The following is a 23,798-nucleotide window of genomic DNA, read 5'->3' as shown; positions in this document are numbered from 1 at the left end:
CGGCGGGCGCCGCCTGCCGATGCGCGCGCGGCGCGATCATGCCGGCTTGGCCTGCGGCGTCTCCAGCTTTTCGATCCGGGCCGTCATCTTGTCGAGTTCGGCGCGAAGTTTCTGGTTGGTCGCGGGGGTCGTCGCCTGCGACAGCCTCTGGATCTGCGCCCCCAGATCGGCGTTGGCGGTCTGCACCGTGGCGAGTTGATCCTGCAGGGTCTTGATCACCGCCTCCTGCGCCTCGCTTCGCGCCATGATCGCGTCGCTGGTCTTGACGCTTTCATCGCGGTACAGATTGAGCTTGGCGGTGATCGCGTCGGTGCCCTCGCTCGATGGCGGCGGTGGCGCCTTGCTGTCGGTCGCATCGCAGATGCACGCGACCGGTTTGACATAGGCGCGGCGATCGAGCTTGACGCTTTCCGCGACGATCCCGTTCTCGTCGATCGTCGCCTGGCCGAGATACACCCAGTCGCAGCAGCGATCGCAGTCCGGGCAGGTCTTGAGGCACGCGCACAGGCCCGCACCGGGGCCACCGCCCTGATCGCGCGTCGTGCCGGTCGCCTCCGCAGCAACTGGCTTGGTCTGGCAGATGCCCTCCGGAAGGTCGAGAAACACGCCGAGCTCGACTGCGTCGCGCAGCCGCGCGCATTGCGCATCGCTGGCGCAGCCCTGATCGCCGCCGCCGCAGCCGCAACTGCCGCCGCAGCCGCAGCCGCCCTTGGTCGCCCCAGCGGGGCCATCGACGCGGCGGATCGCGATGTGGAGCAGCCGCTGCTCGCCCGGCTTGAGCGGCCCCGGCGTGACGCACGGATCGGGCTTGAGATCGACGCACACCGGCCCGCACAGCTCGAGCGGGAAACCGGCGCAGTCGAGCGCGACGCCCGTGCCGATGCTAAGCGCATATTGGATGTCGGGCACCGGGCAGGGCGTGTGATCGTCGGCGTCGCGCCTCGGCTTGAGCGCGAAGCCGCACACCACGCCGCAGCCGAAATAGGCGCGTACCAGCACCTGCAGCAGCGCGAGCGGATGGCCGGTCGCCAGGGTGAGATCCTCGGCGGTCACGATCATGCCGTCGTCGAAGCGGACCGATTGCGTGGAGGACTTGAAGGTCGTCGCTGTAAGGGGCGCGGTGGCCATGGCTATTACTCCCCGGTGTTCGGATGATCGGGCGCGGCGACGGGTTTGTCGTCCGGCCCTTCGTCTGGCATGTGTTCGATCCGGCGGCGGGGCGGATCACCCGACTCGACGCGGAACACCGCGACGAAATCTCCGCCGACCCGCCGATTGCCCCAATCCACGGGCGTCGCGTCGTGGAGCCGCGCGTCGAGCATGTTCTCGCAATCGTCGCGCAGCAATTGCCCGCGGATCGACAGCTCGACCTGCCCGCCCGAGTAAAACAGCGAGCCGCGATTGCCGCCCAACTGGTTGCGGCGCCACTCGCGATACAGATTGAGCCGAATCCGACGGGCGAACGCGGTCGGCGGATCTTCGAGGAACGTGATCGGATTCTCGGGATCGAGCGGGATCTGCTGCACGTTGAGATAATCATCGTCGCGGTTGCGGATCAGCACGGTGAGCGCGATCGACCCCGGATGGAGCGTCGTGCGGCGGATCGGCTTGGTGAATTCGATCACCAAGCCATTGTCCTTGTTGAACATGTCGGCAAAGTCGGACCACGGGACCGGCTTGGCATAATCGCGCGTCCATTCGTGCCAGCTGAAGCTTTCCACCTGCGGCGGGCAGCCGCGCAGCAAATCCATCAGCAGCGGGCTGCGCGCGACGAACGGGCGGACCGCGCAGCTGTCGACGGGCGCCTCGAACGTCCAGACCGGGCCGCAATCGGCATCGCCGGGTCGCAAGTCGCGGACACGGACGCAGGCGATGTCGATCCCCGCCTCTGCGTCGAACTGCCAGCCGCACTGCGTCGCGCAGAGCTTGCCCGGCGTGGCGCAGGCCCAGTCCAGATCGGGCGAGCGCGGCACCGGCCCCGGATGCGCGCCGCTGCGCTGGCAGACATAGGCGTCGAACGACACCGGCTCGGTCCGCGCGGCGCCTTCGGGGCAGCAACGCTCGATCGGCGTGCAGCCGGGGCGCAGCGTGAACACCACGCCCTGCTCGATCCATTCGGCCGGCGTGGCGCATGGCCAGCTTTCGTCCTGCCCGGCGCGGCGCTCGGCATAATGCATCACCAGCGTATAGTCGCCCGCCGCATCGACCGGCGGCCCGGCCACGTCCTCGAGCGCAAGGATGCCGTCTTCCCAATACAGCATTCGCCCGTGCCGATCGATCGCCAGCCCGCAGCCGATCGTAAGCCCCGCCCCCGCACCGACCTCGACCGCGAGGCCGAAGATCACGCCATTGCCGTGCAGCGCGCGCGTCAGCAGCGCGTGGCGGGCAAGCTGATCGTCGACCGCGGCGTTGAGCGCCTGAGCCGTGAGCTTCTGCCGCGGCGAGAAGAGCGGCCGTTTGGACCAGGCCCGGGTTGCGTGTCGTTGGTGGTCGGTCATCTCTCGTCTCCTCGACGGTCAGGCAAGGCGCCGCTCGGATTCGAGCAGAGCGGATGGAGTGAGCGCGATCGGCGCGGGTACGCACAGGGGCAGCCGCCAGCGCCCGGCGCGGCTGGTCTCGCCGAGCCGCTCGGCCTGCTCGGCGTCGAGCGCGGCATCCCTGTCGAGCAGAGTGCCGGGCGCCAGGCTTCCGGCCGGCGCATAGCTGAGCTCGACACGGCAATTGGCCGGCACGAACATCGCGAGCAGCGCATCGACCACCGGCGCCAGTGCGGCGCGTTCTGCAGCGGGCACGGCGATGCGAACGCGCACCACGGCGCAGTGCGCGCGCGCCAGTGCGGCGAGGTCGGTGCAGCGCGGTACGCCGAGCCGCCCCGCGCCGAGCGGCATGCAGCCCAGCCGCAGCCCCGGCGGTGCCATCGCCACGACGCGCGTGTCGCGACCGAGCCGCGCGGCGAGCGCGCCAGCGCCGCCGAGCTGCCAGAGAAACGCCGCCTCGGCGCTGTCGCTGGCCTCGGCGCGGTCGCGCGTCACGATCGCGAGCATGTCGCGCAACGCCACGAGCGTGCCGCGCCCGACGAGCAGGTCGCCGGCGCGTTCGAGCAGCACGCGGCGGATGTCGGGCGCGAGGCCGTCGGTCGGCGGAAAGCCGAGCCAGGCGAGCGGCGCGCCAAGCCGATCATCGGGTGCGGCCGCGGGGGTGAAATCGAGCGGGCCGGCGGCGATCTGCGCGTCGAGCGCTTCGGACAGCTGCTCGAGCGGCGCGAGGAAGCGGCGCAGATCGGTCGCGCTCGCGTCGCTCTCGCGATAGATGGCGGGCAGCCGATCGAGCCAGCTCGTCCCCGGATACCCCACCGTCAGCGCGTGGAGCACGGCGGGCACGACCCCCGCGGGTGTCACGACTTCGATCCGCAGCCACAGATTGCGCTCAGGAAGCCCGTCGAGCAGTAAGCACAGCGTCTGCCGGGTGCCCGTGCCGACGTACACTCGGTCGCGGTCGCGCCATGGCACGAGGCCATCGACGGCGGCGAGCCGCGTCGCGGGGGGCGCCGCCGCGGCGGCCGCGATCGTCGCGACCAGCGCGGCCGACGCGCTCGCCGCGACGCGCACGCGCAGCGCGGCGCCTTCGGGCAGGGTGATGTCGATGTCGGCGCGGTGCCAGCCGCCAGGCGTCGCATCCGGCGCGACGAGCAGCGGCGTGACATAGACCGCGCTGCGATCGACCTTGGCCTCGGCGGGCGCCGGAACCACTGCGTACACGCCGTCCGAGGCGACCAGCCACAGCCGCCCCTGTGCGACGAGCAGGCGGCTTGCGCGCGTGCCCGGGATCAGCGCGAACTGTTCGTCGCCGCCGAACACGCCGCTGCGTTCATAGCGCAACAGTCGCCCGTGGCCGGTCAGCACGAGAATATCCTCGCCCTGCACCGCGACCGCGACCGCCGCGACGCCATCGGGCAAGGGAATCGCCACCGGCGCGGCGTCGCGCGCGACAATTGTCAGCAGCCCGTGCCCGGCATCGCCCGACAGCAGCACCAGCCACGATCCGTCCGCCGCCACCGCCAGCGCGCTGCGCTCGGCAGCGGCGCGACGAAGCGCCGCGCGGTCGCCGGCCACCCCCCAGGGGTCGATATGCCGCAGCACCGCCTCGCCCGCCGCGTGCGCGACCGTCCAGAGCCCGCCATGGCCATCCGCCGCGATGCCCGAAAGGCCGGGCAGCGGCAGCGTGCCGATCGTCTGCAGCGTCTCGCGGTCGAAGCGCAGCAGCGCGTCGGCTTGCGCAAGCCACAGCCAACATCCGCTGACGACGAGCGCGAAGGGAGCCTCGACGCCCAGCAGACGCCCCTCGACCATGATCCCGTTCGGCGACAGCGTGCGGAGCCACCCGCTTTCCGGGTCGAGCAGGCTGAGCGCGCCGCACCCGGCGTCGGCGACGATCGTCGCGCCCGACGGGAAGCGCAGATCGCGCATCAGCGTCAGCGGCGCCTGTGCGTCGAGCGCATCGCCGTTTTCGGCAAAGCCGCGCGACGCGCCCGCGCGCCACTGCGCCGCGGTGCGGAAGCGAAAGGCGCTCATGCCACCCCTCCGACGATTTGGATGTCGAGCAGCGCCCGATCGAGCACCGCGACCTCGGTCGGGCCGAGCACGATATCGGCGCGCGCCAGCGCCGCGCCGCGCCGCGCAATCGCGACGCTCGCAATCGCGCGAACCTCGGGTGTGGCGGCGATCAGCGTCTCGATCTCGCCGACCGTCACCGGCCGCCCCGCCGGCCAGGTCGTGGCTACGGGCACGCCGTCGCTCAACCGCGTCGTCAGCACCGCCGCGATACGGCTGCGGATCTCCGCGATATCCCCGCCATCGATCGCCACCGTGGCGGCGATCGCGATCGGCACCGGTTGCGGCGCGACGACGAACAGCCGCTCGCCCAGCAGGCGGCGCGGAGCGAGCCGCGCGGCGATCGCTTCGACATGCGCGGCGGGCGCGTGGCCGGTGGCAGTGCGCACCACCAGCGTCAGCGCGCCGCACAGCGCGACGTTGGGCAGCGCGGGCCACAATCGCGGCATTATCTCCACGTCCGCGACGCCGAAGCCCGTCAGCCCCAGCGCCGCGCTGGCGAGATCAGTGTCGGTGACCAGCGCGTCGCGGCGCTGCGCGCGCAACCGCATCGCGTCGATCAGCGCATCGATCGTATCGGCATCGCGCCCGCCCGCGATCGGGAACGGATTGGTGCCGAACACGCCGTCGAGGGGCGCGACGTGCCAGCGTTGGCCGTGGCCGAGATTTCCCGCCGCGCCCTTCGTCCGGCGCACACCCGAAACGCTCAGGTGGAGCCCGCTCGCCGGCTTGCGGCCGTTGACGCCATTGCCGAAGACCAGCGTGCCGTGGCGCGGATCGCGCATGAAATGACGCTCGTCGGGCCCCGACCGGAGCAGATCGGCGCGCTCGTCCCACTGCGCACCATCCGCGCTCCGCACCCCGAAATCGGGCGCGCCGTCCTCCGGCAACAGCCCGGCAAGATCGAACGCCATGCTTTGATCGGCCTCGCCATTGCCCGGACCGATCTCGATCGAATCGGGCATTTCGATCTGCGCGATGGGCAGCACGTCGAGCGCGATCCGCGCGATCGTCACCGGCGCGGCAAGATAGGCCGGCAAGCGCAGCCGCAGCCACCGCGTCGGCCGGGCGCCGAACGCGACGACCCCACTGCTCGACAGGCCCGCGGTTTCGTCCGCGAGGTCCGGCAGCGGCTGCCAAGCGCCCGTCGCGGTAGCCCGCGTGTCGATCGACAGCGTTCGCCGCGGATCGGGTTCGCCTGCGAGTTCGGGCGCGACGGCAAGCCCCAATGTGAAACTGCCCGCGGCCGCCGTGAGCGGCGCCGCGAGCGTCAGTTCGATCGAGTCGCCGCTCGCCACCGCCAGCGGCTGGCCCAGTCGCACCGCGCTCGCGCCGCCGTCGGCGCGGACGTGGCGGATCGATTCGATCGTCGTGCCGCTCAGCTGCACGCTGCGGCTGATGCGGAACGCGAGATCGGAGGCATCGTCGGCGGTCGCAGCCTTGCCCGCCTCGACCAGCAGCGCTTCGGTCGCGCAATCGGGCCAGATCAGCCCGCGCGCCGGCGCCGCGGGTCGTGGCGTGACGCCGAGCAGCGCGGCAAAGGCGGCGAGATGCCGGTCGCCGACGAACCCGATGCGATAGACCTGCAGGTCCGCGACCCAGGCGAGCAGGTCGAGCAGCGTGATCCCGGGATCGTGATAATTATGGTCGGTCCAATCGGGCGCGTAGCGCGGGATCAGCGCGCGCGCCTGGTCGAGCAGCGCTGCGAAATCCACATCGTCGAGCTCGGGCGCGCGGATCATGACGCCGCCCCCAGCGCGATCGTGACGACCGCGTCGTCATCCTCGCCATAGACGAGCATATCGGGCTCGAGCCGCGCAGGCATCGCGTCCACCGGGACGATCGTCACCGCCTCGATCCGGTCGAGCCCTGCAAGACCGGCCAGCGCGCGATAGACGTCGGCTTGCGCGATCGCCTGGCCGAACCGTCCACCGTCGCCGCCCGGACCGCACGCAGGATCGAGCAGATCGCGCAGCGCACCTTGTGCGGCAAGATCGAGTGCGACGGCCTGTTCGGGCGCAACCGGGCGCAACGTCGCCTCGATCCTTGCGCGCACGAAGCGCGGCGCGCGGACATCGATCGCGGCGGCCGCGACCGCGCCGCAGCCCAGCTCGGCAAGCGCGCTCGCCAGCCCCTCGCGGCGCGCGCGCGAGGGGCCCGCCGCCCGCACGTCGGCATCGCGAAGCGCGACGAGGACGCGGAACCCGCCATCGCCGCGCAGACAGCGCACCGCCGCGACATCGGGCGCCGAGGTACGCACATAGGCCTCGACATCGACCGGCGCGAAGATCCGTCCCGCATCGCGCACGCGCGCAACCGCTGCCGCCTGGACCGCGGCATCGGGGGCGACATACGGCCGCGGATCGCGCCGGCTGCTCTGCGCAACGAGCGTGCGCGTGTCGCCCGCCACGACATCGACGCCGCCGCGCGCCGGAACCGGATTGGTCACCGCATCGAGCGACTGCACCGCGCTCTTCGCCATGCTCACGCTGCCGGCGGGCTGGTTGCCGATCGATCCTCCGCCCGCGCGATAGGCGAAGGCGCGGATCGCATCCTGCCCGGCGGGCGGCACCTTGCCGTGCCGCCCGTCGCCGAACAGCAGCATGCCCGTCGTCAGGTCGATCCGGAAGACACGCGCGTCGGCGCCCTGCCCCGCAAAGGCGTCCACCGCGCGCCACAGCACCCAGCTCCCAGGGATGTTGGGGACCGCGTCGCGGATCGCGACCGCACCGCGCGCCCCCGCGTCGGCCTCGAGCGCGGCCACCTCCTCCTCGCTCAGCGTCTCGCGCACGCGCAGCTCGAGGCTGCCGGCCAGCACCGGCCATTCGGCGAGCGCGAAGGACTGACCGGGGCTGCCGTCGCTCGATCCGACCAGCTCCTGCGTCCGCGTCCTGGCCTGTACCGCCTCGGCGGCGTTGAGATAGAGTCCGCGGATCCGCGGCTGCCAATCGGCGGGGCCACCGGGCCGCGGAAAGAGGCGCAGCCACCAGCCGGTGCGGCCGAACAGCGGCAGCTGCGCCGGCCCCGCGCCGATCGGCAGCCGCACCAGGCCCGAGCGCAGCAGACCGTGCGTGGGATCGTCGAACGCATCGACATCGGCCCATCCGGTGGCGCGCAGCTGTTGCACGGCCAGCGCCGCATCCTCGGCTTGATCCTCGATCGCATCGACGAACAGGGTGAGGATCGCGACGTCGGGCGCGCGATCGAGCATCACATAGAGGCACCGTCCGACCGCGTCCGCGCCCGCGCCGCCCGCCGCCGCGGCGACATGGTGCGCGATCGCGGTGAAGATGTCGAAGCGCGCACCTGCGCTCAGCGCCGCCTGCGTCTGATCGAGCACGGCGAGGTCGTTGACCGTCACCACCGCCTGCGGATCGACCGTTCCGGTCAGCGCGAACCCCGCGGCGATCGCGACGATCTCGGGCGGGGCGAGATCCTGGGTGTTGACCGAGATCGTCTGGGTCGTCACCGGCGGGGTGGCAGTGTTGGTTTGCGCGACGATCTCATATTTGGCGCGGCCGTAATCGCCGCCGATCAGCCGGGCGCGCACCCACAGATCCTTCTTGCCGGCGACTTCGGTCTCGGCGAGATCGGTCGGCACGTAGAATACGACATCGCCACTGCGGCTGAGATTGGTCGTTCCATCGAGCAGCTTCTCGATCCGGCGCCAGCTCGTCCCGTCGGAATATTCCCACGACAGCTCGGGCGACTGATAGTTGCGGGCGAAGGCGGTCGCGGTCCAGCCGTCGTTGGCGACCGTGCTCGCGACGAGCACCGCAGGCGCTGCGATCGGCGGATCGGTCCAGGGCTGGGCGAGCTTCGCCCAGTCGCCGGTCAGCGTCGCCAGCGTCTGCGTGCCGGGCGTCGCCGGGGCCGCGAACGAAAGCGTGTCACTGCTGCCCAGCCCGGGAAGACGCAGCAGCCGCGCGCGCATCGCCGCGGCGATCGGCGCCACCGCGCTGCCGCTGCCGGTGCGATAGGACACGGCGTCCCCGGCACTGCCGGCCGGCGCGGGCGACAGTGTCGCCATGCCTGCGGTAAGACTCGTGACGTGATAGAGCTTGTCCGCGATCACGAGATAGCTGCCGGTCGCGCTGTGCGTGTCGGCGGGATCGAGCTCGAGCGTCCCGCCCGCGGCGATCGTCGCGCTGAGCCCGCCCTGCGCCTCCCCGAACAGCCGTACCAGGACGCCGTCGCCGACGATTCCCGCCGCGATGCCGGTCAGCTCGTCGGTGCCTTCGATGATGCCGGTCGCCTCGACCGGATAGACCGGCGCGGGCATCGCCCCGACTGCGGCGAGCGTTGCGGTGAACGGCGCGGCGACGGCGTCGAACAGCGTGCCGCTCGCGGTCCGCACCTTCGGCAGCGCGCGCATCAGCAGCGCTTCGCCCGACCCCGCGATCAGCAGCGACGGTGGCACGCCGCTGCCGCCCGCGAAGAGCAGGCCGGTGCTCGCCTGTTCGGGCGAAAGATCGATCCGCCGCACCGGATAGCCCGGCGCCCATAGCGCCAGCCCGGCCGCGCCCCAGATCGCGATCCCCAGCGGCCCCGCGGCGCTGGCCGGCGCGGGCAGCAGCATCGATCCCGCGCCCGCCGTTGCGTCGCTCGTTCCCAGGCTCTGAACTCCGCCGCCGTCGATGCGCAGCGCGAACACCGTCCGGTCGGCGGCGGCGGCCGCGACCAGCACATAGCCCTGCGCCTGCTCGATCAGCAGCGGTCGCACGTCGCGCGCCGCGCCACGCAGGCTGTTGCGCCACGCCAGCGCCCGCGTGCCGATATCGAGCGTCCCGAGCCACAGGTCGCCATCGTGATCGACCAGCGCGAACGCCGCCGCGGCCATCCCGCTCGCCTCGGGCCAATGTGCTCCGACCGGGCTCCCCAGCCGCGCGTCGGTGCCGAAGCGCAGCGCCGGATCGGCCGCCGCGCGCGTCCAGCCGCCGAGGACGCCCGGTGCCCAGGATCCGCCAAGCTCGGTGAGCGACAGGCCGGTCGCGTCGAGCACGGCGAGAAAGCAGCGCCCGTCCTTGGCGATCAGCGTCTGATCGATCCGGGGTGCGTCGCTCGCGGGAGCGACGGGCACCCATTGCAGCGCGCTCGCCGGCTCGCCGCCGGAAACGTACGCCGCCCAGAGCCGCCCGGCGGAATCGTTCGCGAGCACCAGATCCCACCAGCTGCTGATCGCGACCGCGGCGAGGATCGTGCTTCCCGAAAGCAGCACGCGTTTCGCGGGATTGCCGCTCACCGCCTCGGTCGGCGCCGTCAGGCCGCGCCAGCGCGGTACCGGCAGCGCCCCGGGGGTGGCCGCTTGCTCGGGCAGCGTGATGCCATATGGCGCGCCGTCCTTGCCGATCGCATAGCCGCGCAGCGGCCGCCCGGCGGTGATCGCCATCGCGCCCGGCGTCGCATCGGCGAGCGTGATCGTGAGGGTGACGCGCGCGCCGGGCTTGCTCAGCGCCTCGGGCGCGGCGATCGCGAAAGTGTCGAAGCGTTGCGGCTCGGACCCGAACGGCTGGAACGTCCCGCTCGGCGCGAGCGGCACCGCGTTGTGACAGGCGCGCGTGATCGTCGGCGCCGCCGACGCGGCGCTCGCGCCATCGTCCGATTCGACCGCGATGCGCAGGCTGCGCGCCAGGGTGTCGAGCGGAATCGCCGGGTCGATCGGCTGCGCGAGGTCGATCCGCAGCCAGCGGTTCTTTGCGCCAGCGACCGCGAGCTGCTCGACGCTGCCCGGCCACGCCTTGCGCAACACCAGCCGCCCGCCCCCCGCGCCGGCGGGATCGAGCGGATGCCAGGCGGGATCCGTGTCGGTCCCCGCCACGCCCCACAGCAGCGCGCGGATGCCGAGCGCGGGCAGCCGATCGGCGAGCGTGGGCGGGTCGAATTCGAGCGTGATCCGGCCGCCATGCGTCAGGTTGAGCAACGCCTTGTGCGCGACATACAGGCTGTGCTGCTGCAGGTCGCGCAGCGCGAACGCTTCGAGATCGTCGATCCGCCTGACCGGCGCACCCGCCGCGATCGCCGCCGTCACCACGTCCTGCAATGCCACAAGATCGCTGCCCTTCGACGCCTTGGCGACACGGTAGCGCTGGTCGCCCACCGCGAGCAGATCGTCGCTGGCGAGCCCCTCGGTGCGCGAGAGCTGGAGCGTCAGGCTGCCGGGCTCGGCCGGGCTCAGCGTCAATGCGGTGAATGGGGGATCGGTGCGCGGCTTGCCCGCGATCACGCCCGCGGGGGCCACCTCGATGCGGTCGGCCGCCGGATCGGCGGCGATGACCGTCGCGATCCGCGCGGGTGTGATTTCGAGCGCTTCGAGCGTCTCGAACGGGATGTTCCCCGTCTTAGTCGCGACCTGCAGCCCCGCGGGCGCATCGACGCGCGTCGTCCGCTTGTCGCTCAGCGTCAACACCAGCGGCACCGATGCCGCGCGCGGCGCTGCGCCGGGCAGCTCGAGCGCCTCGAAAAACGCCAGCCGGTCGCGATCGGGCATCAGCGCGATCCGGCGCGTCACCTGCTCGCCGAGCCGCGCCGCGATGCGATAGAGCGCCGCGCCGAAATCCCCCTCGGCGTCGGGCCCGGCCCATGCCGGCGCCATCGCCGCGGCGGACGCGCGCAGGTCCGCCAGCAGCGCGCCGGTGCGGCGCGGAGGACCGGCGTCGGCCATCAGCGCGCCTCCTTGTAATAGAAAGGATAGACCAGATTGTCCGACTGGTTGGTGTTGCGCACGCGATAGGCGATCGTCACGTCGAGCCGCCCGTAGAGCAGCGGTCCGGTATCGACATCGATGGCCAGTACATCGATCCGCGCCTCGTAGCGCCGCAGCGCCGCCGCCACGTCGCGCTTGATCTGCTCGATCGTCGCGCTGCTGATCGCGGCGAACACGCGATCGTGGATCCCGCAGCCGAAATCGGGGCGCATCACGCGCTCGCCCTTCGCGGTGCCGAGGATGATCCGGATCGACTGGCGGACATCGTCGTCATAGGCGACCGTGTCGACCCGTCCCGACCCGGGCAGCAGCCGGAAGGGATAGGCCCAGCCGCGCCCCAGAAACGTCTGGCCGAGGGGATCGGGATCGCTCATCCGATCAGCACCGTCGGCAGCCCTTGCGCGATCGCATTGGGCGCCCCGGCTTCGACGATCATGTCGCCCTGCCGCGCGGCGGGAAGCCCGCCGATCAGCACCGTCATGCTGCCTGCCGCGACGACGCCACCGACATGCGGCTTGACCCCGTCGACCAGCGGGCAGAGGTGCGTGTCGCTCCCGACGCGCCACGCCGGCATGCCGCCGATCAGCACGGTCGACGCGCCCGGGCCAGGCGCCAGCGGCGTGCCATGGCTGGTCAGGTCTCCGATCCGTGCCGCAGGCTGTCCCATCGTCCCCCCCGTCAATTGATCTGCACCAGCGCGCCCTGGATGGTGAGCGTGCCCGATGCCTTGAGTGCGAGCGAAGCGCCGGCCTCGATCGAAATGCTCTGCGATTTGAGCTGCAGCTGCGTCGCCGATTCGATCGAGACCGACGACCCGGTCGCATCGATCACGATCCGGTTGCCCTGCCCGTCCTCGAGCGTGACGCCGTCGCGGTTGAGCAGCAGCCGCTTGCCGTCGGCGAGCGACAGCGCGACCTCGGGATCGCTGCCGTCGTCGAACGCGAGCGTGTGCCCGGCGCGCGACTTGATCATCCGCACGTCGTTCTTGCCGTCGTCATTGGTCTCGGGGGGCGCGGCGTTCTGCGTCCACAGCCCGCCGAGCACGATCAGATGCGCGGGATCGCCGCATTCGGCGCCCACCACCACGTCGTCGCCGATCTCGGGCAGGAACCAGATGCCGCGCGCGGCGCCCGCCATCGGCACCGCGATCCGCGCCCAGAAGGAGGTATCGCTGTCCTGCTGCTGCGGCAGGCGCACGCGGACGCGGCCGAGCTGCTCGGGATCCTTATTGTCGGTTACCACGCCGACCGCGAGCCCGCGCAGGAAGCCGTCGGATTCGCGCGCCGCCTCGCTCGGCGGCTGGGTGAGCATTTCGACCAGGCTCATACCAGCATCTCCCGGACCGAGAAGCGCGTGCGATAGCCTTCGGAATCGAGGCTGTGCGTCGCTTCGGTGACGTAATAGGTCTTGGCGAAGGCGCGGCTGGTGCCGCTGATCGCGATGTTGCTGTCGGGCACGATCTCGGGCAGCCCGACGCATTCGCCGTCGCCCGTCACCAGATCCTGCGCGCGCTCTTCCAATATCGCGCGCGCACGCGCGGTGGCCTCGGCCTGGCTGCGCACCGCGGCGCGGATCCGTAGCACCGCTTCGCGCCCGAGCGCTTGCGCGACATGGCCCGATCCGCTCTCGCGGCGGACCTCATCGTCGGATTCGTCACCGCGCTCGGCGACGCCGGTGACCTCCTCGCCGGCCTCGGTCCGCCCGCACACTTCGACGCGGGTAACTTGCTTGGCGATGTTCGCGCTCGGCGAGAAGCTCGCGAGCCCGCCGCCCCAGACGAGCGCGACCTCGGGCGCATCGCGATTGTGGCGCGGCCCGAAATAGAGCGTGGTGCCGCGGACATAGAAGATCATGCCGTTGCGCTCGGCGAGCTTGCCGAGGAACTCGAAATCGGATTGCTGGCTCTGTTCGGTGCGCGGCCGGGGTTCACCGGTGTCGGCGACGTCGGGGGTCAGATTGTTGCGCCCGGCGATATCGGCGACGACGTCGGAATCGCGTTCGTCCTCCCAGTGGCGCGTCTGCTTGCCGATGGTCAGCGGGTAGAGATTGTCGAACCCCGCGACGGTGAGTTCGGGCGTTCCGCTCTCGGTGAAGCTGGTGCCGATCCGCGTCACCGTACCGATCAGCAGCGTGCCGAGCCGGCTCGGCTCGCCATAGCCGATCCGCACCTCGACCGGCGCGCCGAAGGCGAACAGGTCGATCAGGTCGACGCGTTCCGAGTCGGGCTTGGCGAGGAATTCGCGCTGCTCCCAGTCGAACGCGCTTGCCACCGTGATGCTGAAATCGGACGCCGCACGCTCCTTCAGCCCGCATTCCACGCGCGTCACCGCCAAATTGAGCTCGCGCACCAGATCGCGGCCGCCGACCAGCACGGTGCAGGCGGGGACGTAGAATTCGCCGTGGCGCGGGCCGAAATCCTCGAGGTTCATCGCCCGGGACTCCCCGGATCGAAGCTTTCGAGCTGCGGCACGATCAGCACGTCGCCGGGCTCGATCGTGCGCGGGTCCTCGAGCCGATTGGCCCGCGCGATCATCCGCCAGAAGCGCGCGTCGCCATATTCGCGGTGCGCGAGCAGCCAGATCGTGTCGTCGGCGCTCATGATCCGGCGCTTGGTCTTGTCGGTCGAATTCCGCCGCGGATCGTCGAGCTGGTCGGCGAGCGTGCGATAGCGGGTGAAACTGACCGACAGCGTCGCGCGCACCGGCTTGCCGTCGGGGCGGAACATGGTGAAGCGCTGGGTCAGCTTCTCCATCACCGCCGCGAAGCTCAGCACGCCCCACTGAAAGCTGACATGCGGCGGCGCGTGCAGATCGGCGTCGATCTGCATCAGGCTCGCGATCCGGTCGGTAACCTCGGTGACCGGACGGCTCTGGCCGTCGGTATAGGTGTCGAAATACAGGTCCATCGACAGGCTGTCGGCGTCGCCGTTGACGAACTGGAGGATCGGGCTCGAAAGCCCCGGCGGATTGCTCTTCTGGTAGCGGTTGGTCAGCTCGACGCTGTATTCGCCAGGGTTGAACAGGACTGCGATCTCCTCGTCGGCGCGGCGGCCGTCGAGCACGACGAGCTTCGCCTTGGCGAGTTCCTGCGCCATGTCAGATCCTCCCCCGCCGATCGGCTTCGAGCCGCAGCCGCGCGTCGAAACGCTTCCACATCTCGCGGCTCAGCCGATCGAGATCGAGCGCTGGAGCGGCGGGCACGGGCGGCGCTGGGGCTGGCGGCGCAAGCGGGGCCGGCACGGCGGCGGCAGGGCGGCGATGCTCGAGCTGCACGGACGACCGCGTGGCGCGGCGCGGCGCGGGATCGCCACGGTCGGGATCATCGCGCAAGGCCAGGTGCATGGGCGCCGGCAGATCGTGGTGGGCGACCGCCAACCCCGCCGGACGGTGGTCGCGCGCGGGGGCGAGCCGGGCCGCGGAGTGCAACGAGCGGCGGCGATCGACCGGATCGGTGACGGCGCTTCGCCGGCCTGCAAGACCGAGAAGCGCGCGCGACGGCCAGCCGCCCGACTGCACCGCGCGGTCGGGGCGGGCCGGCCGCCGCGCTGAAATCGCGCCGGGCGCGCGATACCGCCGGGCCGCTGCCCAGGCCAGGGCGAGATGCTGCAGCGCAGGCGAAGTCGCTCGCGCGCGCGACGCGTCGGCCTCGGGCGCCGCGATTGCGCGCTGCGGCGCACGCGGGCTGGGCCGACCAGTCCGTATCGGCGACGACCGCCCGGGTCGCGCGGTCGGTGTGGCGACACGCGCGAGCAAAATCGCAGAGCGCGTAGCGACCGAAAGTGCCTCGCCCCCGCCCCCCGCGCCTGCGCCCACGAATCCCTTCAAAAGGGAACGCTGAGCCCCGTCCGCGCGCGCCGCAGGGGAAAACACCGCACCGATCCGGTGCAACAGGACGTTTCGGAGCGCAATGGTCGGCACCGCATCGCGGCCGGGTGCACCGCGCGGCCCCGGGCCCGCGCGGCCGATCATCTCGCCAATCGCCAGCCGTACGTCGAACCGCGGCGACAGCACCACCGTGCCGCCCTCGTGCGTGTGCAGGATCACCGCGCGCGCGCGCGCCGCCTGCCGGGCGCGCCCAAACAGCATGGCGACGGGGGTCGCCCAAAGCGACGGCGTCGCAGTCGGCACGCCGCTGGCAGCCGCCGGGCGTCCGAGCGTGCGACGCGGCCGGAGCGTGCGGATCATGGCGAGCCGCTGCCTCATTGCTTGGTCAGCCCGTGATGCACCAGCTCGACCGCCTCGGTCGCGACCTCGCCGCGCTGCGCGTCGAGATCGGCGCCGGTCCATTTCGAGGGGAACGCCGCGTCGCACACCCAGCGCCACGTCTCCGCCCCGGCGGAATCGAGCAGCACGATCGAGATCGTCTTGCGCACGATCGTTCCGCGGATCACGTCCTGGTGCCAGTCCCACAGCCGGGTGTCGACGAGCCCGCGCTTGAGCGTGAGCGCGGGATAGGTCGTCTGGCTGGCATGCTGCTGCTCGAACTGGTTGACGCCGCCTTCGCGATACGGCTCGATCTTGGTCTCGCGCGCGAGCCCGGCGACCGACTGGAAGCCGCCTTGCTCGATCGCGTCGATCTCGACGCGGAAGCGGAACGCGGCATAGGGATCGAGGCGCGTCGCCATCACCGCCTCACGCCAGCGCGAACAGATCGTCCGGCCGCTGGTCGAGCTGCCGGTTGATCGCGGATATCTCGCGGCACCAGCGTCGGCGCTCGCCATGATCGAACGCCATCAGCTCCGCGCCGGGCCATTTGAAATGATAAGCGATGAAGGCCATCTCCGCGTAGAGCTGGCCGAGCGGATAGGCCTTCATGCTTCCCCCATCACGCCGAACCCCCGGCCGGTCCGGTCTAACGCCGGGACCGGCTCGTCGGCCGTGGTGGCGTCGCCGTTGATCCGCTCGTAGAGCGCCTGGAGGTGGTTGAGGTCGGAGGCGAACAACCCCTCGATCACGCGCGTGTTGACGTCGGGAACGCTGCCGAGCTGGGTCACCACGCGCGCGAGCACGATGATCGTGAAATAGGCCGGATTGGCCTGCACGCGCGCATCCTTGAGCGGCAAAATCTCGTCGGCGGCGGTCGCCAGCCGCATCACGCCGTCGCGGTGCAGCACCCCGTCGCCGTCGAGATACCCCTTGGGCAAGGTGAACGCGATTTCGGTCTGGAACATCATCGTCCTTACTCCTGCGCGCAAAATCAGCGGGCGATCAGAGGATGCGGCGAATGCCTTCGTTGACGATCTCGAGCGTCTCGATCGCCACCTCGTTGCCCTTGCCGTTCAAATCGGTCGGGTCGTATTTGGTCGGCCAGGCATTGACGATCTCGAAGCTTGCCTTGTCCTGGCCGGCCTCGTTCATCACGTGGATCAGCACGGTGCGCCGCACCCCGTCGACCAGCGGTACGTCGTCGACGACCTGCTTGTGCCAGTCGGCGAGGTCGTGCGAGTCGGTCAGCCCCCATTTCAGCGTGATATTGGCGTATTTGGCGAGGCCCTTGAGCTTGCGGACCGTGGTCAGCTCATTGCCTTCGCGATATTCGATCGGCTCGACGCTGCTGTCGCCGATCGTGACTTCGGAAAAGCCGGCCTGAACGATCCCGTCGATCTCGAGCCGGAAGCGGAAATTACGCAGTGGATCCTGACGTGCCATGGCGGTGTCCTCCTCAAGCCTGGGCTTCGATCGTCTTCTGGAAGACGCGGAAGATGACGAACTCGGCCGGGCGGACCGGCGCGATGCCGACTTCGATGATCAGCCGGCCGTTGACGATGTCGTCCTCGGTCATCGTCGCGCGGCCGATCGAGATCGAAAAGGCCTCCTCCTCCTTCGCGCCGAACAGCGCGCCCTCGCGCCATTGCGTGCGCAGGAACAGCGTCAGCGTCTGCTTGACGCGCGCCCACAGCCGGTCGTCGTTCGGCTCGAACACCACCCACTGCGTGTTCTGGTAGATCGACGCCTCGAGGAAGATGAACAGCCGCCGCACGCTGACATATTTCCACAGCGGGTCGCTCGACAGCGTCCGCGCGCCCCACACGCGGATGCCGCGCCCCGGGAAGCGCCGGATCACGTTGACGCCGCGCGGGTTGAGCACCTCCTGCGTTCCGGTATCGACCTCGAACCGCAGGTCGAGCGCGTTCGCCACCGCTTCGTTCGCCGGCGCCTTCCACACGCCGCGCGTGTTATCGGTAAGCGCATAGATGCCGCACACCGCGCCGCTCGGCGGAACCACCACGCGCCGCGCGGTCTTGGGCTCGCTCATCAAATACCAGGGGTAATAAAAGGCGGCGTAGGAGCTGTCGGCGATGTCGTCGCGCGGATGGAGCGTGCTCGCTTGCGCGGTGTCGGCTGGGGAATCGAGCACCGCGATGCGGAAGCGCGCATTCTGGCAATGCGTGACGATGGCTTTCAGCGTCGCCGCATCGGTCTGCCCCGGCGCAGCGACGATCGCGACGTCGCGATAGCTGTCGAGCGCGAGCGCGGCGAGGCCGGTGCGCTGATCGCTCGGCAGGCCGGGATCTCGAAATGCGCGCTGGTGGGCGTGTCGCCATTCGCCCCGCCGTCGAGCGCCGCGCTCTGCGTCGCGGCGAAATCGGCGTCGAGCGTCGCGGTGGGATCGACATCGAGCTCGACCAGCCCGGAATTGCCGTTGTTGACGCGCTTTTCCCAGAAGGATGGCGACGCCGGCAGCAGCGAGAGATCGTCGAAATCCTCGACGATGCTTGGTCGCGGCAGCCGCGCGGGGTCGGCGAAGGGATCGAACACGCCGCCGGGTACCGCCCTGTCCCAATAGGCCAATTGCAACCGGAAGCCGATCGGCTTGGTGAGCACCTTGGTCGTACCGGGATCGACCCGGACCCACACGCGGTTATAGGCGTCCCCCGGGCCGAGCGCCGTGGCGGTCAGCTTGCCGAGCACCTTCTTGGCAATTTCGGCAGCGTCACCCGCAATCCGCGTGACGTAGACGCGCTTGCCGCCATTGTCGAAGAACGCCTTCATCGCGTGCGGCAGATAAGCGCCGTCCCTGAACACCTCGCCATAGAGGCGAATCGACTCGCCATAGCTGGTGATCAGCTGCGGCCGCAGCGGGCCGCGTTCTGTCTCGCCGAGGAACGCCGCCGTGCTCGTGGCGACGCCTTCGATCGGCTTGGGACCTCGCTCGATTTCTTCGACGAAGACGCCGGGGGCAAGATATTCGGGCATGGGTCGTCCCTCCTCAGCTGTTGGCATCGCCGGTTGGAGCCGGCGTAATCTGGTCGAGTTTGTCGGCGATGCGCGCCGGACGTTCGGCATCGAAGCGCGCCAGCGCGGCGCGCTGCGCATCGAGCGTGGCGCCGGCGGCGCTCAGCGCGACCGTCTGGGCGGCGACCACCGTCTCGGCATCGGCGAGCGCGCGCTGCGCGGTGAGCAGCTGTGTACGCAGCGCTTCGGGATCGATCGGTTGCGGCGGGCCCGTGACCAGCGGCACCAGTTCGACCACCAGCAGCCAATACGCTTTGGCGTAATCGCCGTCCGCCTCGGCCTTCTGCACCGCGGCCTTGACCGTCGCGGCGCGGCCCTGGCGAGTACGCACGCCCGCGGCGAGCTTGCCGAGCGCGTCGAGCGCCGCCTTCTGCGCATCGCGATCGGCCTTGGCGGCGGCAAGCGCATCCTGTGCCGCGCTCACCTCGGCCTGTGCCGCGTCGATCGCCGCAAGCCGCGCGGCACGACCGTCGGCTTCGTGCTCGGCGATGCCCGGAACCTTCGTCTTGGCGTCGGGCACGATCTGGTCGAGGCATGCCGTTTCACGCGCGACGAAGGCCTCGAGGTCGCGCTGCACCGTGTCGAGCGGCGCGCGATCGGCGGCATAGGCGTCGCGCGCAGCGTCGGCCTGCGCGATGCGCGCGTCGATCGCCTGCTGCGCCGCGAGCTTGGCCTGCGCTTCGACGAGCATCTGCTGCGCCGCGACCACGGCGGCGGTCAGCGCTTCGGTGCCGGGTCCTTCGGGCGGCGCGGGTGGCGCGGGGGGCGGCTCCGGAACCGTCGCATCGTCGTCTGGGGGAAGTGCCATCGATGCTCTCCTCAGATCTGCACAAGGGGTGGCGGTGGCGCGGCCGAGTCGAGATCGAGCGGCGCCGCGAATCGGTGCGGACGGCCGGCCCGGACGTCGCCCGGATAGAGGCGCGAACCGCCGGCATCGGTGACCGTGACGGCGACGCCGCGCGGCGCGTCCTTCTCGCCCGGCGCGAGCAACGGCAGCCGGAGCGCGGCGGCGAAGCTGCCGGTCGCGTCGGTGCGGGTCACGAACGGCGTCGCGCCGCCGACCGGCGGCGCGAACGCCACCGACACGCTCGCGCCCTCGATCGCGGCAGCCCCGCGCCGGACCATGCCGCGCAGCAGCGTCGCGTCGTCGGGATAGCCGCTCGTCGGCAACCGCAGCAGCGGCACCGCGACCGGGATTCGCGGGTCGTCGTTCGCGGCGAAGCTGCCGGCGGGCGGATCGAAATAGCCTGCCTTCGCCGCCGACATGCGATAGCCGTAGCTCGCCTGCGGCGGCAGGTTGGTGAACACCAATAGCCCCGAACGATTGCGTACCGGCACGTCGGGCAGTCCGTCGATCCGCGCATCGATCCCGGCGGTGACACGCGCACCGGTGAAGGCATCGAACGGCGCGAGCGCGAAGCGGACCGCATGGGTCAGCGGCGGCTCGGCAAAGGCGATGGCGAAGCTGTGCGTCATGACGCGGCGTCCGCGAACACGCGCGGCGGCTCGGCCGAGAGGCCGGTGCGCTGCTCGCGGCTGAGCACCGGCGGCCCGACCGTCGGCAGTCCGGCGCTCACCCACACCGGCGAGGCGAGATAGACGAGCGAGGTCTGATAGCTTTCCTCGGGAAACACCGCCCAGATGCGGTTGAGCTCGTCGATCGGCGCGGGCTCGAGCGTGATGCGCACCAGCTGCCCCGCGGCCTCGGCCTCGGTCAGCATCGGATCGTTCTCGAGCGCCTGGATCACTTCGCCGAGCCGCAACAGCTCCTCGGGATCGGCGCCGGGCGCGGCGCCGGTCTTGCGGAACGCGGCGACGAGGTAGCGCAGATCGAGCGGGATCGCGCGCTCCTCGCCGAGCGGCGCGGTCTGCGGCCCGAGCCCGGTCGGCAGCGCGGTCCGCACGGTATTGCGCAGATCGCGATTGGGCTCGGCGCTGAACAGGAACAAGGCGACGCTGCTCTCGCCGAGCTCGGCGCGCACCGGCTGCCCGACATAGACCGTCTCGCCCGGCGCCAGCCCGGCCTCGATCCGGCGCTTGAGCGCCAGCGTCGTGTCGAAGATCGCGGCCGCGCTCATGCCGCGGCCTCGGCGCGCGGCGCCGCCTCGGCGATGAAGCGCTCGGCGCTGCGCAGGCCGAGCTTGGTCAGTTCGTGCCGGGTCGCGCTCAACAGATGCGCCATGCCGATCGCGCCGTCCGCCGCCGCATCGAAGGCGGCGCGCAGCACGATCTGCTGGATGCTGCCCCCGGTCAGCGGGAGCTGGCGCGCGAGAAACGTCAGGTCGACATCGGCGGCGAGCGGCGCCGTCTCGGGAAACATGCCCTGCCAGATCGCGAGCCGCTCGGCCGCCTCGGGCAGCGGAAAATCGACCACGAAGCGCAGTCGCCGCAGGAAGGCCGCGTCGACATTGTGCTTGGCGTTGGTGGTGAGGATCGCCAGCCCGCGATATTCCTCCATCTGCTGGAGCAGGTAGGCGACTTCGATATTGGCGTGGCGATCGTGCGCGTCCTTCACTTCGGAGCGTTTGCCGAACAGCGCATCGGCCTCGTCGAACAGCAGCACCGCGCCCGAGCGCGCCGCGCCTTCGAAGATTCGGGCGAGCATCTTCTCGGTCTCGCCGATATATTTGGAGACGGTCTGCGCCAGATCGACATGGAACAGCGGGACGCCCATTTCGCCCGCGATGATCTGCGCCGCCATCGTCTTGCCGGTTCCGCTCGGGCCCGCGAACAGCGCGGCGACGCCCTGGCCATAGGGAGTGCGGCGCGCGAAGCCCCAATCATCCCACACTTGCGCGCCCTGCTGCACCTGCACCGCGATCGCGCGCAGTTCGCGCTTGACGGGTTGGGGGAGCACGAGGTCGTCCCAGCGCAGCGGCGTATCGATCCAGCGGACGTTCGACGGAACGTCGGCGCGCGCTGTCTGGCGCGCGGCGCGGCGCAGCGCGCGCAGCGTGACGGCCTGGATATCGGTCGCGGTCTCACTGTCGGCGATATCGGCGAGCGCGATCGTCGCTTCGATCTGCTCGCGCTCGAAGCCATAGGTCGATCCCAGCAGCCGCGCGTCGGCGGGGCTCAAGGCCAGCCCGGCTTCGGCCGCGCGCCGGTACCAGATCGCCGCGCGCATCGATCGGCTCGCCGGGCTGGGCTCGAGCGTGCGCAGCCCGTGGCGCGCCTGCGCGGCGAGTTCGGGCGCGAGCGACCGGCTCTGGAGCACGAGCACCGGAATGTGAGGGGACGCCGCGAGCAGCGTCTGCTCGATATCGCTCCGCTCGCGCGCGCCCAGCGTGTCGAGGTCGCTGACCACCAGCACCGCGCCGTCGATGATCGCGGTGCGCGTCCACAGCATCGCGCGGTCGCGCGCGGCGGCATGCGCCGGCAGCCGTCGCAGATCGGCGTGACAGACGAGTTCGCCGCGCGCGCGCAGTTGCTCGACGAGCCAGGTCGCGTCGCCGGGGCCGGCGCACAACACGAACACCGGCACCGGGCCGTCCCCGCTACGCGCGGCCTGCGCTGCGGCGATCACCGGATCGAGCAAAGCGTCGCTCATGCCGCGATCCGCCGGAGATCCTCGGCATCGCCGGGCTCGCCGGTCAGGACGAACGCGACCAGATCGCGCGGCACGCTGAGCGCCGCCTGCGGCAAGGGGATGCTCGCCTCGCCGCGATCGATGGCGACGAGGCCGAAACGCGCGAAGGGTCGCGCTCCGAGCAGCCGCGCCGCGAGATCCCATTCGCTTTCGGCACCGCCCAGCGCCGCGGCCATCAGGCCGAGCGTCGGGCGGCGGCGCGACAGATCGTCGTTGATCACCCCGATCACGCGCGCGTAGCGGTCGTCGAGCTCGGGCGCGAGCGCGAGCCAGACCATCCGCCGCTCGACCGGATCGAGCCCGAAACACTCCTCGATCGCGCGGAGCGGCAAGTCGAAGCCGTCGGTCCGCGCCGCGCGGGCGAGCAGCCGCACTTCGGCGCGGTGCAGCGTGCGATCGAACGCCGCCAGATCGTCGCCGAGTTCGGCGTGGCCGAGCAGCGCGCGCGCGGTGTCGACGCCCATCGTCAGCCCGGCGATATCGCGCGTATCGGCGAAGCGATCGCTGCGCGCGAGCACGCGCCCGAGCGCGGCATCGATCCAGGCGCAGAGGTCGGGGATCTGGTCCTCGGGGGCGCCATAGGCGGCGAACGGCGCGCCGCCGAGATGCGGGAGCAAGGCCGCGACGTCACCGAGCCATGGCACCGCGGCGCGACGACCGGCATCCTCCGCACCCCGCGCCTTCGCACCGCGCCCCAACGCGCCGATGAAGGTCACGAACAGCCGGCTGTCGATATTGTGGAAATGCGCGTCGAACCCTTGCAGGTTGATCGCCGCGATCGAAAGCTCGGGATAGGCCGTGAGCAGCTCCGCGATCGCCGGGGCCCCTGAGACGCTGAAATCGGCGATCAGCACATCGGGCAGCACATTGGGCAGCACATCGGCGCCCGCGTCGCGATCGAGCAGGTCGATCAGCTCGGCCCAGCCGTCGGCGCGGAGCAGACGGATCGTTCCGTCGCTGTCGAGCAGTCGCTCGAGCGCGGCGCGGTTCATCCTGCCCCCGATCGGCCCCACTACCGCGCACGTCGATTGCATCGCCCTGCCTCCCAGGCGGCAATCATGCCTGCGCGCGAGGGTGCAGCCCATAGACCCAGAGGTTCAAATCGGGTCTAGCTCCCGGTCCAGACCATTCGAACGGCCGACGCGCAAACAGTCCGGATCGCCCCGCATCGGGGCGCCGCTCGATCTCGCCGCCGTTGTAGAACGCCAGCTTTTGGCCGGCGTTGCTTTAGCACCCGGGTCCCTGCCCTGCCGCAGCGCCAGCTTGGCCTCGTCGCGGCGAAGGCGCGTATCCGCTAGGCCAATCCGAATAGCGACCGAGCGACAACAGCTTTTCCTTGCTGTCGAACCGGTACTTAAAATCGCCAGAACTTCGCGCCGTTGGGCCGGTCGAGCAGATAGAGGCCAGCGCCGCCGGTAAGCTTGTAATCGCGATCGCGGATGCTGGCGTAGCGGACCTGCAGTTCCTTGAGGGCCATAGGGGTATCTCCTGCGTGAATGCAGGATTGAACCCCCAAAAAACCCCCAAATGCAAATCGACGTCATGGGCCAAAAAGGCATCAAACGGAACGCGGTGAGCGGCCGCGACTCGGCGCCAAGCCACAGACAAAAGGCACAAAAAAACTGCCTCGGGCTGACCTGAGACAGTTGTATATTGGTGTA

Annotated in this window: 23 protein-coding genes; all 23 read right to left on the bottom strand. The window is 70.7% G+C overall.

Annotation, left to right across the window (positions count from 1 at the left end; genetic code table 11):
* Positions 1-36: 36 nt before the first annotated feature.
* The gene (locus RH90_RS00115; protein ID WP_010183116.1) at positions 37-1,128 is read right to left on the bottom strand and encodes a hypothetical protein; all 1,092 of its coding nucleotides are present in this window, start codon (positions 1,126-1,128) and stop codon (positions 37-39) included.
* Positions 1,129-1,133: 5 nt separating this feature from the next.
* Entirely contained in the window at positions 1,134-2,498 is a 1,365-nt protein-coding gene (locus RH90_RS00110) for a hypothetical protein (protein WP_010183114.1), read from the bottom strand.
* Between the two features lie 18 nt (positions 2,499-2,516).
* Positions 2,517-4,571, bottom strand: coding sequence for a hypothetical protein (locus tag RH90_RS00105; protein ID WP_010183113.1), 2,055 nt, complete (start codon positions 4,569-4,571; stop codon positions 2,517-2,519).
* The gene (locus tag RH90_RS00100) at positions 4,568-6,352 is read right to left on the bottom strand and encodes a baseplate J/gp47 family protein (protein ID WP_010183112.1); all 1,785 of its coding nucleotides are present in this window, start codon (positions 6,350-6,352) and stop codon (positions 4,568-4,570) included. Before RH90_RS00100 ends, RH90_RS00105 begins: the two co-directional genes overlap by 4 nt.
* A complete protein-coding gene (locus RH90_RS00095) occupies positions 6,349-11,271 on the bottom strand; it encodes a hypothetical protein (RefSeq protein WP_010183110.1) in 4,923 nt (1,640 codons plus the stop codon). Before RH90_RS00095 ends, RH90_RS00100 begins: the two co-directional genes overlap by 4 nt.
* Complete coding sequence (locus RH90_RS00090) at positions 11,271-11,687, bottom strand: GPW/gp25 family protein (RefSeq protein WP_010183109.1); 417 nt, start codon at positions 11,685-11,687, stop codon at positions 11,271-11,273. Before RH90_RS00090 ends, RH90_RS00095 begins: the two co-directional genes overlap by 1 nt.
* A complete protein-coding gene (locus RH90_RS00085) occupies positions 11,684-11,980 on the bottom strand; it encodes a PAAR domain-containing protein (protein WP_010183108.1) in 297 nt (98 codons plus the stop codon). The genes RH90_RS00090 and RH90_RS00085 overlap by 4 nt, the downstream gene beginning before the upstream one ends.
* 11 nt (positions 11,981-11,991) lie before the next feature.
* Complete coding sequence (locus RH90_RS00080) at positions 11,992-12,639, bottom strand: phage baseplate assembly protein V (RefSeq protein ID WP_010183106.1); 648 nt, start codon at positions 12,637-12,639, stop codon at positions 11,992-11,994.
* Positions 12,636-13,742 carry a phage late control D family protein gene (locus tag RH90_RS00075; RefSeq protein WP_010183104.1) on the bottom strand — a complete coding sequence of 369 codons (1,107 nt, stop codon included), beginning with the start codon at positions 13,740-13,742 and terminating at the stop codon, positions 12,636-12,638. The genes RH90_RS00080 and RH90_RS00075 overlap by 4 nt, the downstream gene beginning before the upstream one ends.
* Positions 13,739-14,407 carry a CIS tube protein gene (locus RH90_RS00070; RefSeq protein WP_010183103.1) on the bottom strand — a complete coding sequence of 223 codons (669 nt, stop codon included), beginning with the start codon at positions 14,405-14,407 and terminating at the stop codon, positions 13,739-13,741. Before RH90_RS00070 ends, RH90_RS00075 begins: the two co-directional genes overlap by 4 nt.
* A 1-nt stretch (position 14,408) precedes the next feature.
* Positions 14,409-15,497: a hypothetical protein gene (locus RH90_RS00065; RefSeq protein WP_037492572.1), complete on the bottom strand. Its 1,089-nt coding sequence runs from the start codon at positions 15,495-15,497 to the stop codon at positions 14,409-14,411.
* A gap of 14 nt (positions 15,498-15,511) precedes the next feature.
* Positions 15,512-15,937, bottom strand: a complete 426-nt coding sequence (locus RH90_RS00060) for a phage tail protein (protein ID WP_010183101.1) — start codon at positions 15,935-15,937, stop codon at positions 15,512-15,514.
* 7 nt (positions 15,938-15,944) lie between these two features.
* On the bottom strand, positions 15,945-16,127 hold the full coding sequence (locus tag RH90_RS00055) for a DUF6760 family protein (protein ID WP_010183100.1): 183 nt from the start codon (positions 16,125-16,127) through the stop codon (positions 15,945-15,947).
* Positions 16,124-16,486, bottom strand: coding sequence for a hypothetical protein (locus RH90_RS00050; RefSeq protein WP_010183098.1), 363 nt, complete (start codon positions 16,484-16,486; stop codon positions 16,124-16,126). Before RH90_RS00050 ends, RH90_RS00055 begins: the two co-directional genes overlap by 4 nt.
* Before the next feature lie 34 nt (positions 16,487-16,520).
* Positions 16,521-16,961, bottom strand: coding sequence for a phage tail protein (locus RH90_RS00045; RefSeq protein ID WP_010183097.1), 441 nt, complete (start codon positions 16,959-16,961; stop codon positions 16,521-16,523).
* 13 nt (positions 16,962-16,974) lie between these two features.
* A complete protein-coding gene (locus tag RH90_RS21945) occupies positions 16,975-17,718 on the bottom strand; it encodes a phage tail sheath family protein (RefSeq protein WP_332306569.1) in 744 nt (247 codons plus the stop codon).
* Positions 17,715-18,509: a hypothetical protein gene (locus RH90_RS24135; protein ID WP_232280271.1), complete on the bottom strand. Its 795-nt coding sequence runs from the start codon at positions 18,507-18,509 to the stop codon at positions 17,715-17,717. The genes RH90_RS21945 and RH90_RS24135 overlap by 4 nt, the downstream gene beginning before the upstream one ends.
* A gap of 13 nt (positions 18,510-18,522) precedes the next feature.
* Positions 18,523-19,356 (bottom strand): hypothetical protein, encoded by an 834-nt coding sequence (locus tag RH90_RS00030; RefSeq protein WP_010183095.1) that lies wholly within the window; start codon positions 19,354-19,356, stop codon positions 18,523-18,525.
* 11 nt (positions 19,357-19,367) lie between these two features.
* The gene (locus RH90_RS00025) at positions 19,368-20,024 is read right to left on the bottom strand and encodes a hypothetical protein (RefSeq protein WP_010183094.1); all 657 of its coding nucleotides are present in this window, start codon (positions 20,022-20,024) and stop codon (positions 19,368-19,370) included.
* A complete protein-coding gene (locus tag RH90_RS00020) occupies positions 20,021-20,626 on the bottom strand; it encodes a Pvc16 family protein (RefSeq protein ID WP_010183093.1) in 606 nt (201 codons plus the stop codon). Before RH90_RS00020 ends, RH90_RS00025 begins: the two co-directional genes overlap by 4 nt.
* On the bottom strand, positions 20,623-22,098 hold the full coding sequence (locus RH90_RS00015; RefSeq protein ID WP_010183092.1) for an ATP-binding protein: 1,476 nt from the start codon (positions 22,096-22,098) through the stop codon (positions 20,623-20,625). Before RH90_RS00015 ends, RH90_RS00020 begins: the two co-directional genes overlap by 4 nt.
* Positions 22,095-23,171: a hypothetical protein gene (locus tag RH90_RS00010; protein ID WP_010183091.1), complete on the bottom strand. Its 1,077-nt coding sequence runs from the start codon at positions 23,169-23,171 to the stop codon at positions 22,095-22,097. Before RH90_RS00010 ends, RH90_RS00015 begins: the two co-directional genes overlap by 4 nt.
* A 320-nt stretch (positions 23,172-23,491) precedes the next feature.
* Positions 23,492-23,614: a hypothetical protein gene (locus RH90_RS24555; protein WP_010183090.1), complete on the bottom strand. Its 123-nt coding sequence runs from the start codon at positions 23,612-23,614 to the stop codon at positions 23,492-23,494.
* Positions 23,615-23,798 lie beyond the last annotated feature (184 nt).

It is taken from the genome of Sphingomonas sp. PAMC 26605, from assembly GCF_000241485.1.
Lineage (GTDB): Bacteria > Pseudomonadota > Alphaproteobacteria > Sphingomonadales > Sphingomonadaceae > Sphingomonas.
This window is presented reverse-complemented; position numbering and strand designations above follow the sequence as displayed.

Coding starts and splice junctions, on each gene's coding strand:
- RH90_RS00115 (WP_010183116.1), bottom strand. CDS start 1,128: ATGGCCACCGCGCCCCTTACAGCGACGACCTTCAAGTCCTCCACGCAA.
- RH90_RS00110 (WP_010183114.1), bottom strand. CDS start 2,498: ATGACCGACCACCAACGACACGCAACCCGGGCCTGGTCCAAACGGCCG.
- RH90_RS00105 (WP_010183113.1), bottom strand. CDS start 4,571: ATGAGCGCCTTTCGCTTCCGCACCGCGGCGCAGTGGCGCGCGGGCGCG.
- RH90_RS00100 (WP_010183112.1), bottom strand. CDS start 6,352: ATGATCCGCGCGCCCGAGCTCGACGATGTGGATTTCGCAGCGCTGCTC.
- RH90_RS00095 (WP_010183110.1), bottom strand. CDS start 11,271: ATGGCCGACGCCGGTCCTCCGCGCCGCACCGGCGCGCTGCTGGCGGAC.
- RH90_RS00090 (WP_010183109.1), bottom strand. CDS start 11,687: ATGAGCGATCCCGATCCCCTCGGCCAGACGTTTCTGGGGCGCGGCTGG.
- RH90_RS00085 (WP_010183108.1), bottom strand. CDS start 11,980: ATGGGACAGCCTGCGGCACGGATCGGAGACCTGACCAGCCATGGCACG.
- RH90_RS00080 (WP_010183106.1), bottom strand. CDS start 12,639: ATGAGCCTGGTCGAAATGCTCACCCAGCCGCCGAGCGAGGCGGCGCGC.
- RH90_RS00075 (WP_010183104.1), bottom strand. CDS start 13,742: ATGAACCTCGAGGATTTCGGCCCGCGCCACGGCGAATTCTACGTCCCC.
- RH90_RS00070 (WP_010183103.1), bottom strand. CDS start 14,407: ATGGCGCAGGAACTCGCCAAGGCGAAGCTCGTCGTGCTCGACGGCCGC.
- RH90_RS00065 (WP_037492572.1), bottom strand. CDS start 15,497: ATGATCCGCACGCTCCGGCCGCGTCGCACGCTCGGACGCCCGGCGGCT.
- RH90_RS00060 (WP_010183101.1), bottom strand. CDS start 15,937: ATGGCGACGCGCCTCGATCCCTATGCCGCGTTCCGCTTCCGCGTCGAG.
- RH90_RS00055 (WP_010183100.1), bottom strand. CDS start 16,127: ATGAAGGCCTATCCGCTCGGCCAGCTCTACGCGGAGATGGCCTTCATC.
- RH90_RS00050 (WP_010183098.1), bottom strand. CDS start 16,486: ATGATGTTCCAGACCGAAATCGCGTTCACCTTGCCCAAGGGGTATCTC.
- RH90_RS00045 (WP_010183097.1), bottom strand. CDS start 16,961: ATGGCACGTCAGGATCCACTGCGTAATTTCCGCTTCCGGCTCGAGATC.
- RH90_RS24135 (WP_232280271.1), bottom strand. CDS start 18,509: ATGCCCGAATATCTTGCCCCCGGCGTCTTCGTCGAAGAAATCGAGCGA.
- RH90_RS00030 (WP_010183095.1), bottom strand. CDS start 19,356: ATGGCACTTCCCCCAGACGACGATGCGACGGTTCCGGAGCCGCCCCCC.
- RH90_RS00025 (WP_010183094.1), bottom strand. CDS start 20,024: ATGACGCACAGCTTCGCCATCGCCTTTGCCGAGCCGCCGCTGACCCAT.
- RH90_RS00020 (WP_010183093.1), bottom strand. CDS start 20,626: ATGAGCGCGGCCGCGATCTTCGACACGACGCTGGCGCTCAAGCGCCGG.
- RH90_RS00015 (WP_010183092.1), bottom strand. CDS start 22,098: ATGAGCGACGCTTTGCTCGATCCGGTGATCGCCGCAGCGCAGGCCGCG.
- RH90_RS00010 (WP_010183091.1), bottom strand. CDS start 23,171: ATGCAATCGACGTGCGCGGTAGTGGGGCCGATCGGGGGCAGGATGAAC.
- RH90_RS24555 (WP_010183090.1), bottom strand. CDS start 23,614: ATGGCCCTCAAGGAACTGCAGGTCCGCTACGCCAGCATCCGCGATCGC.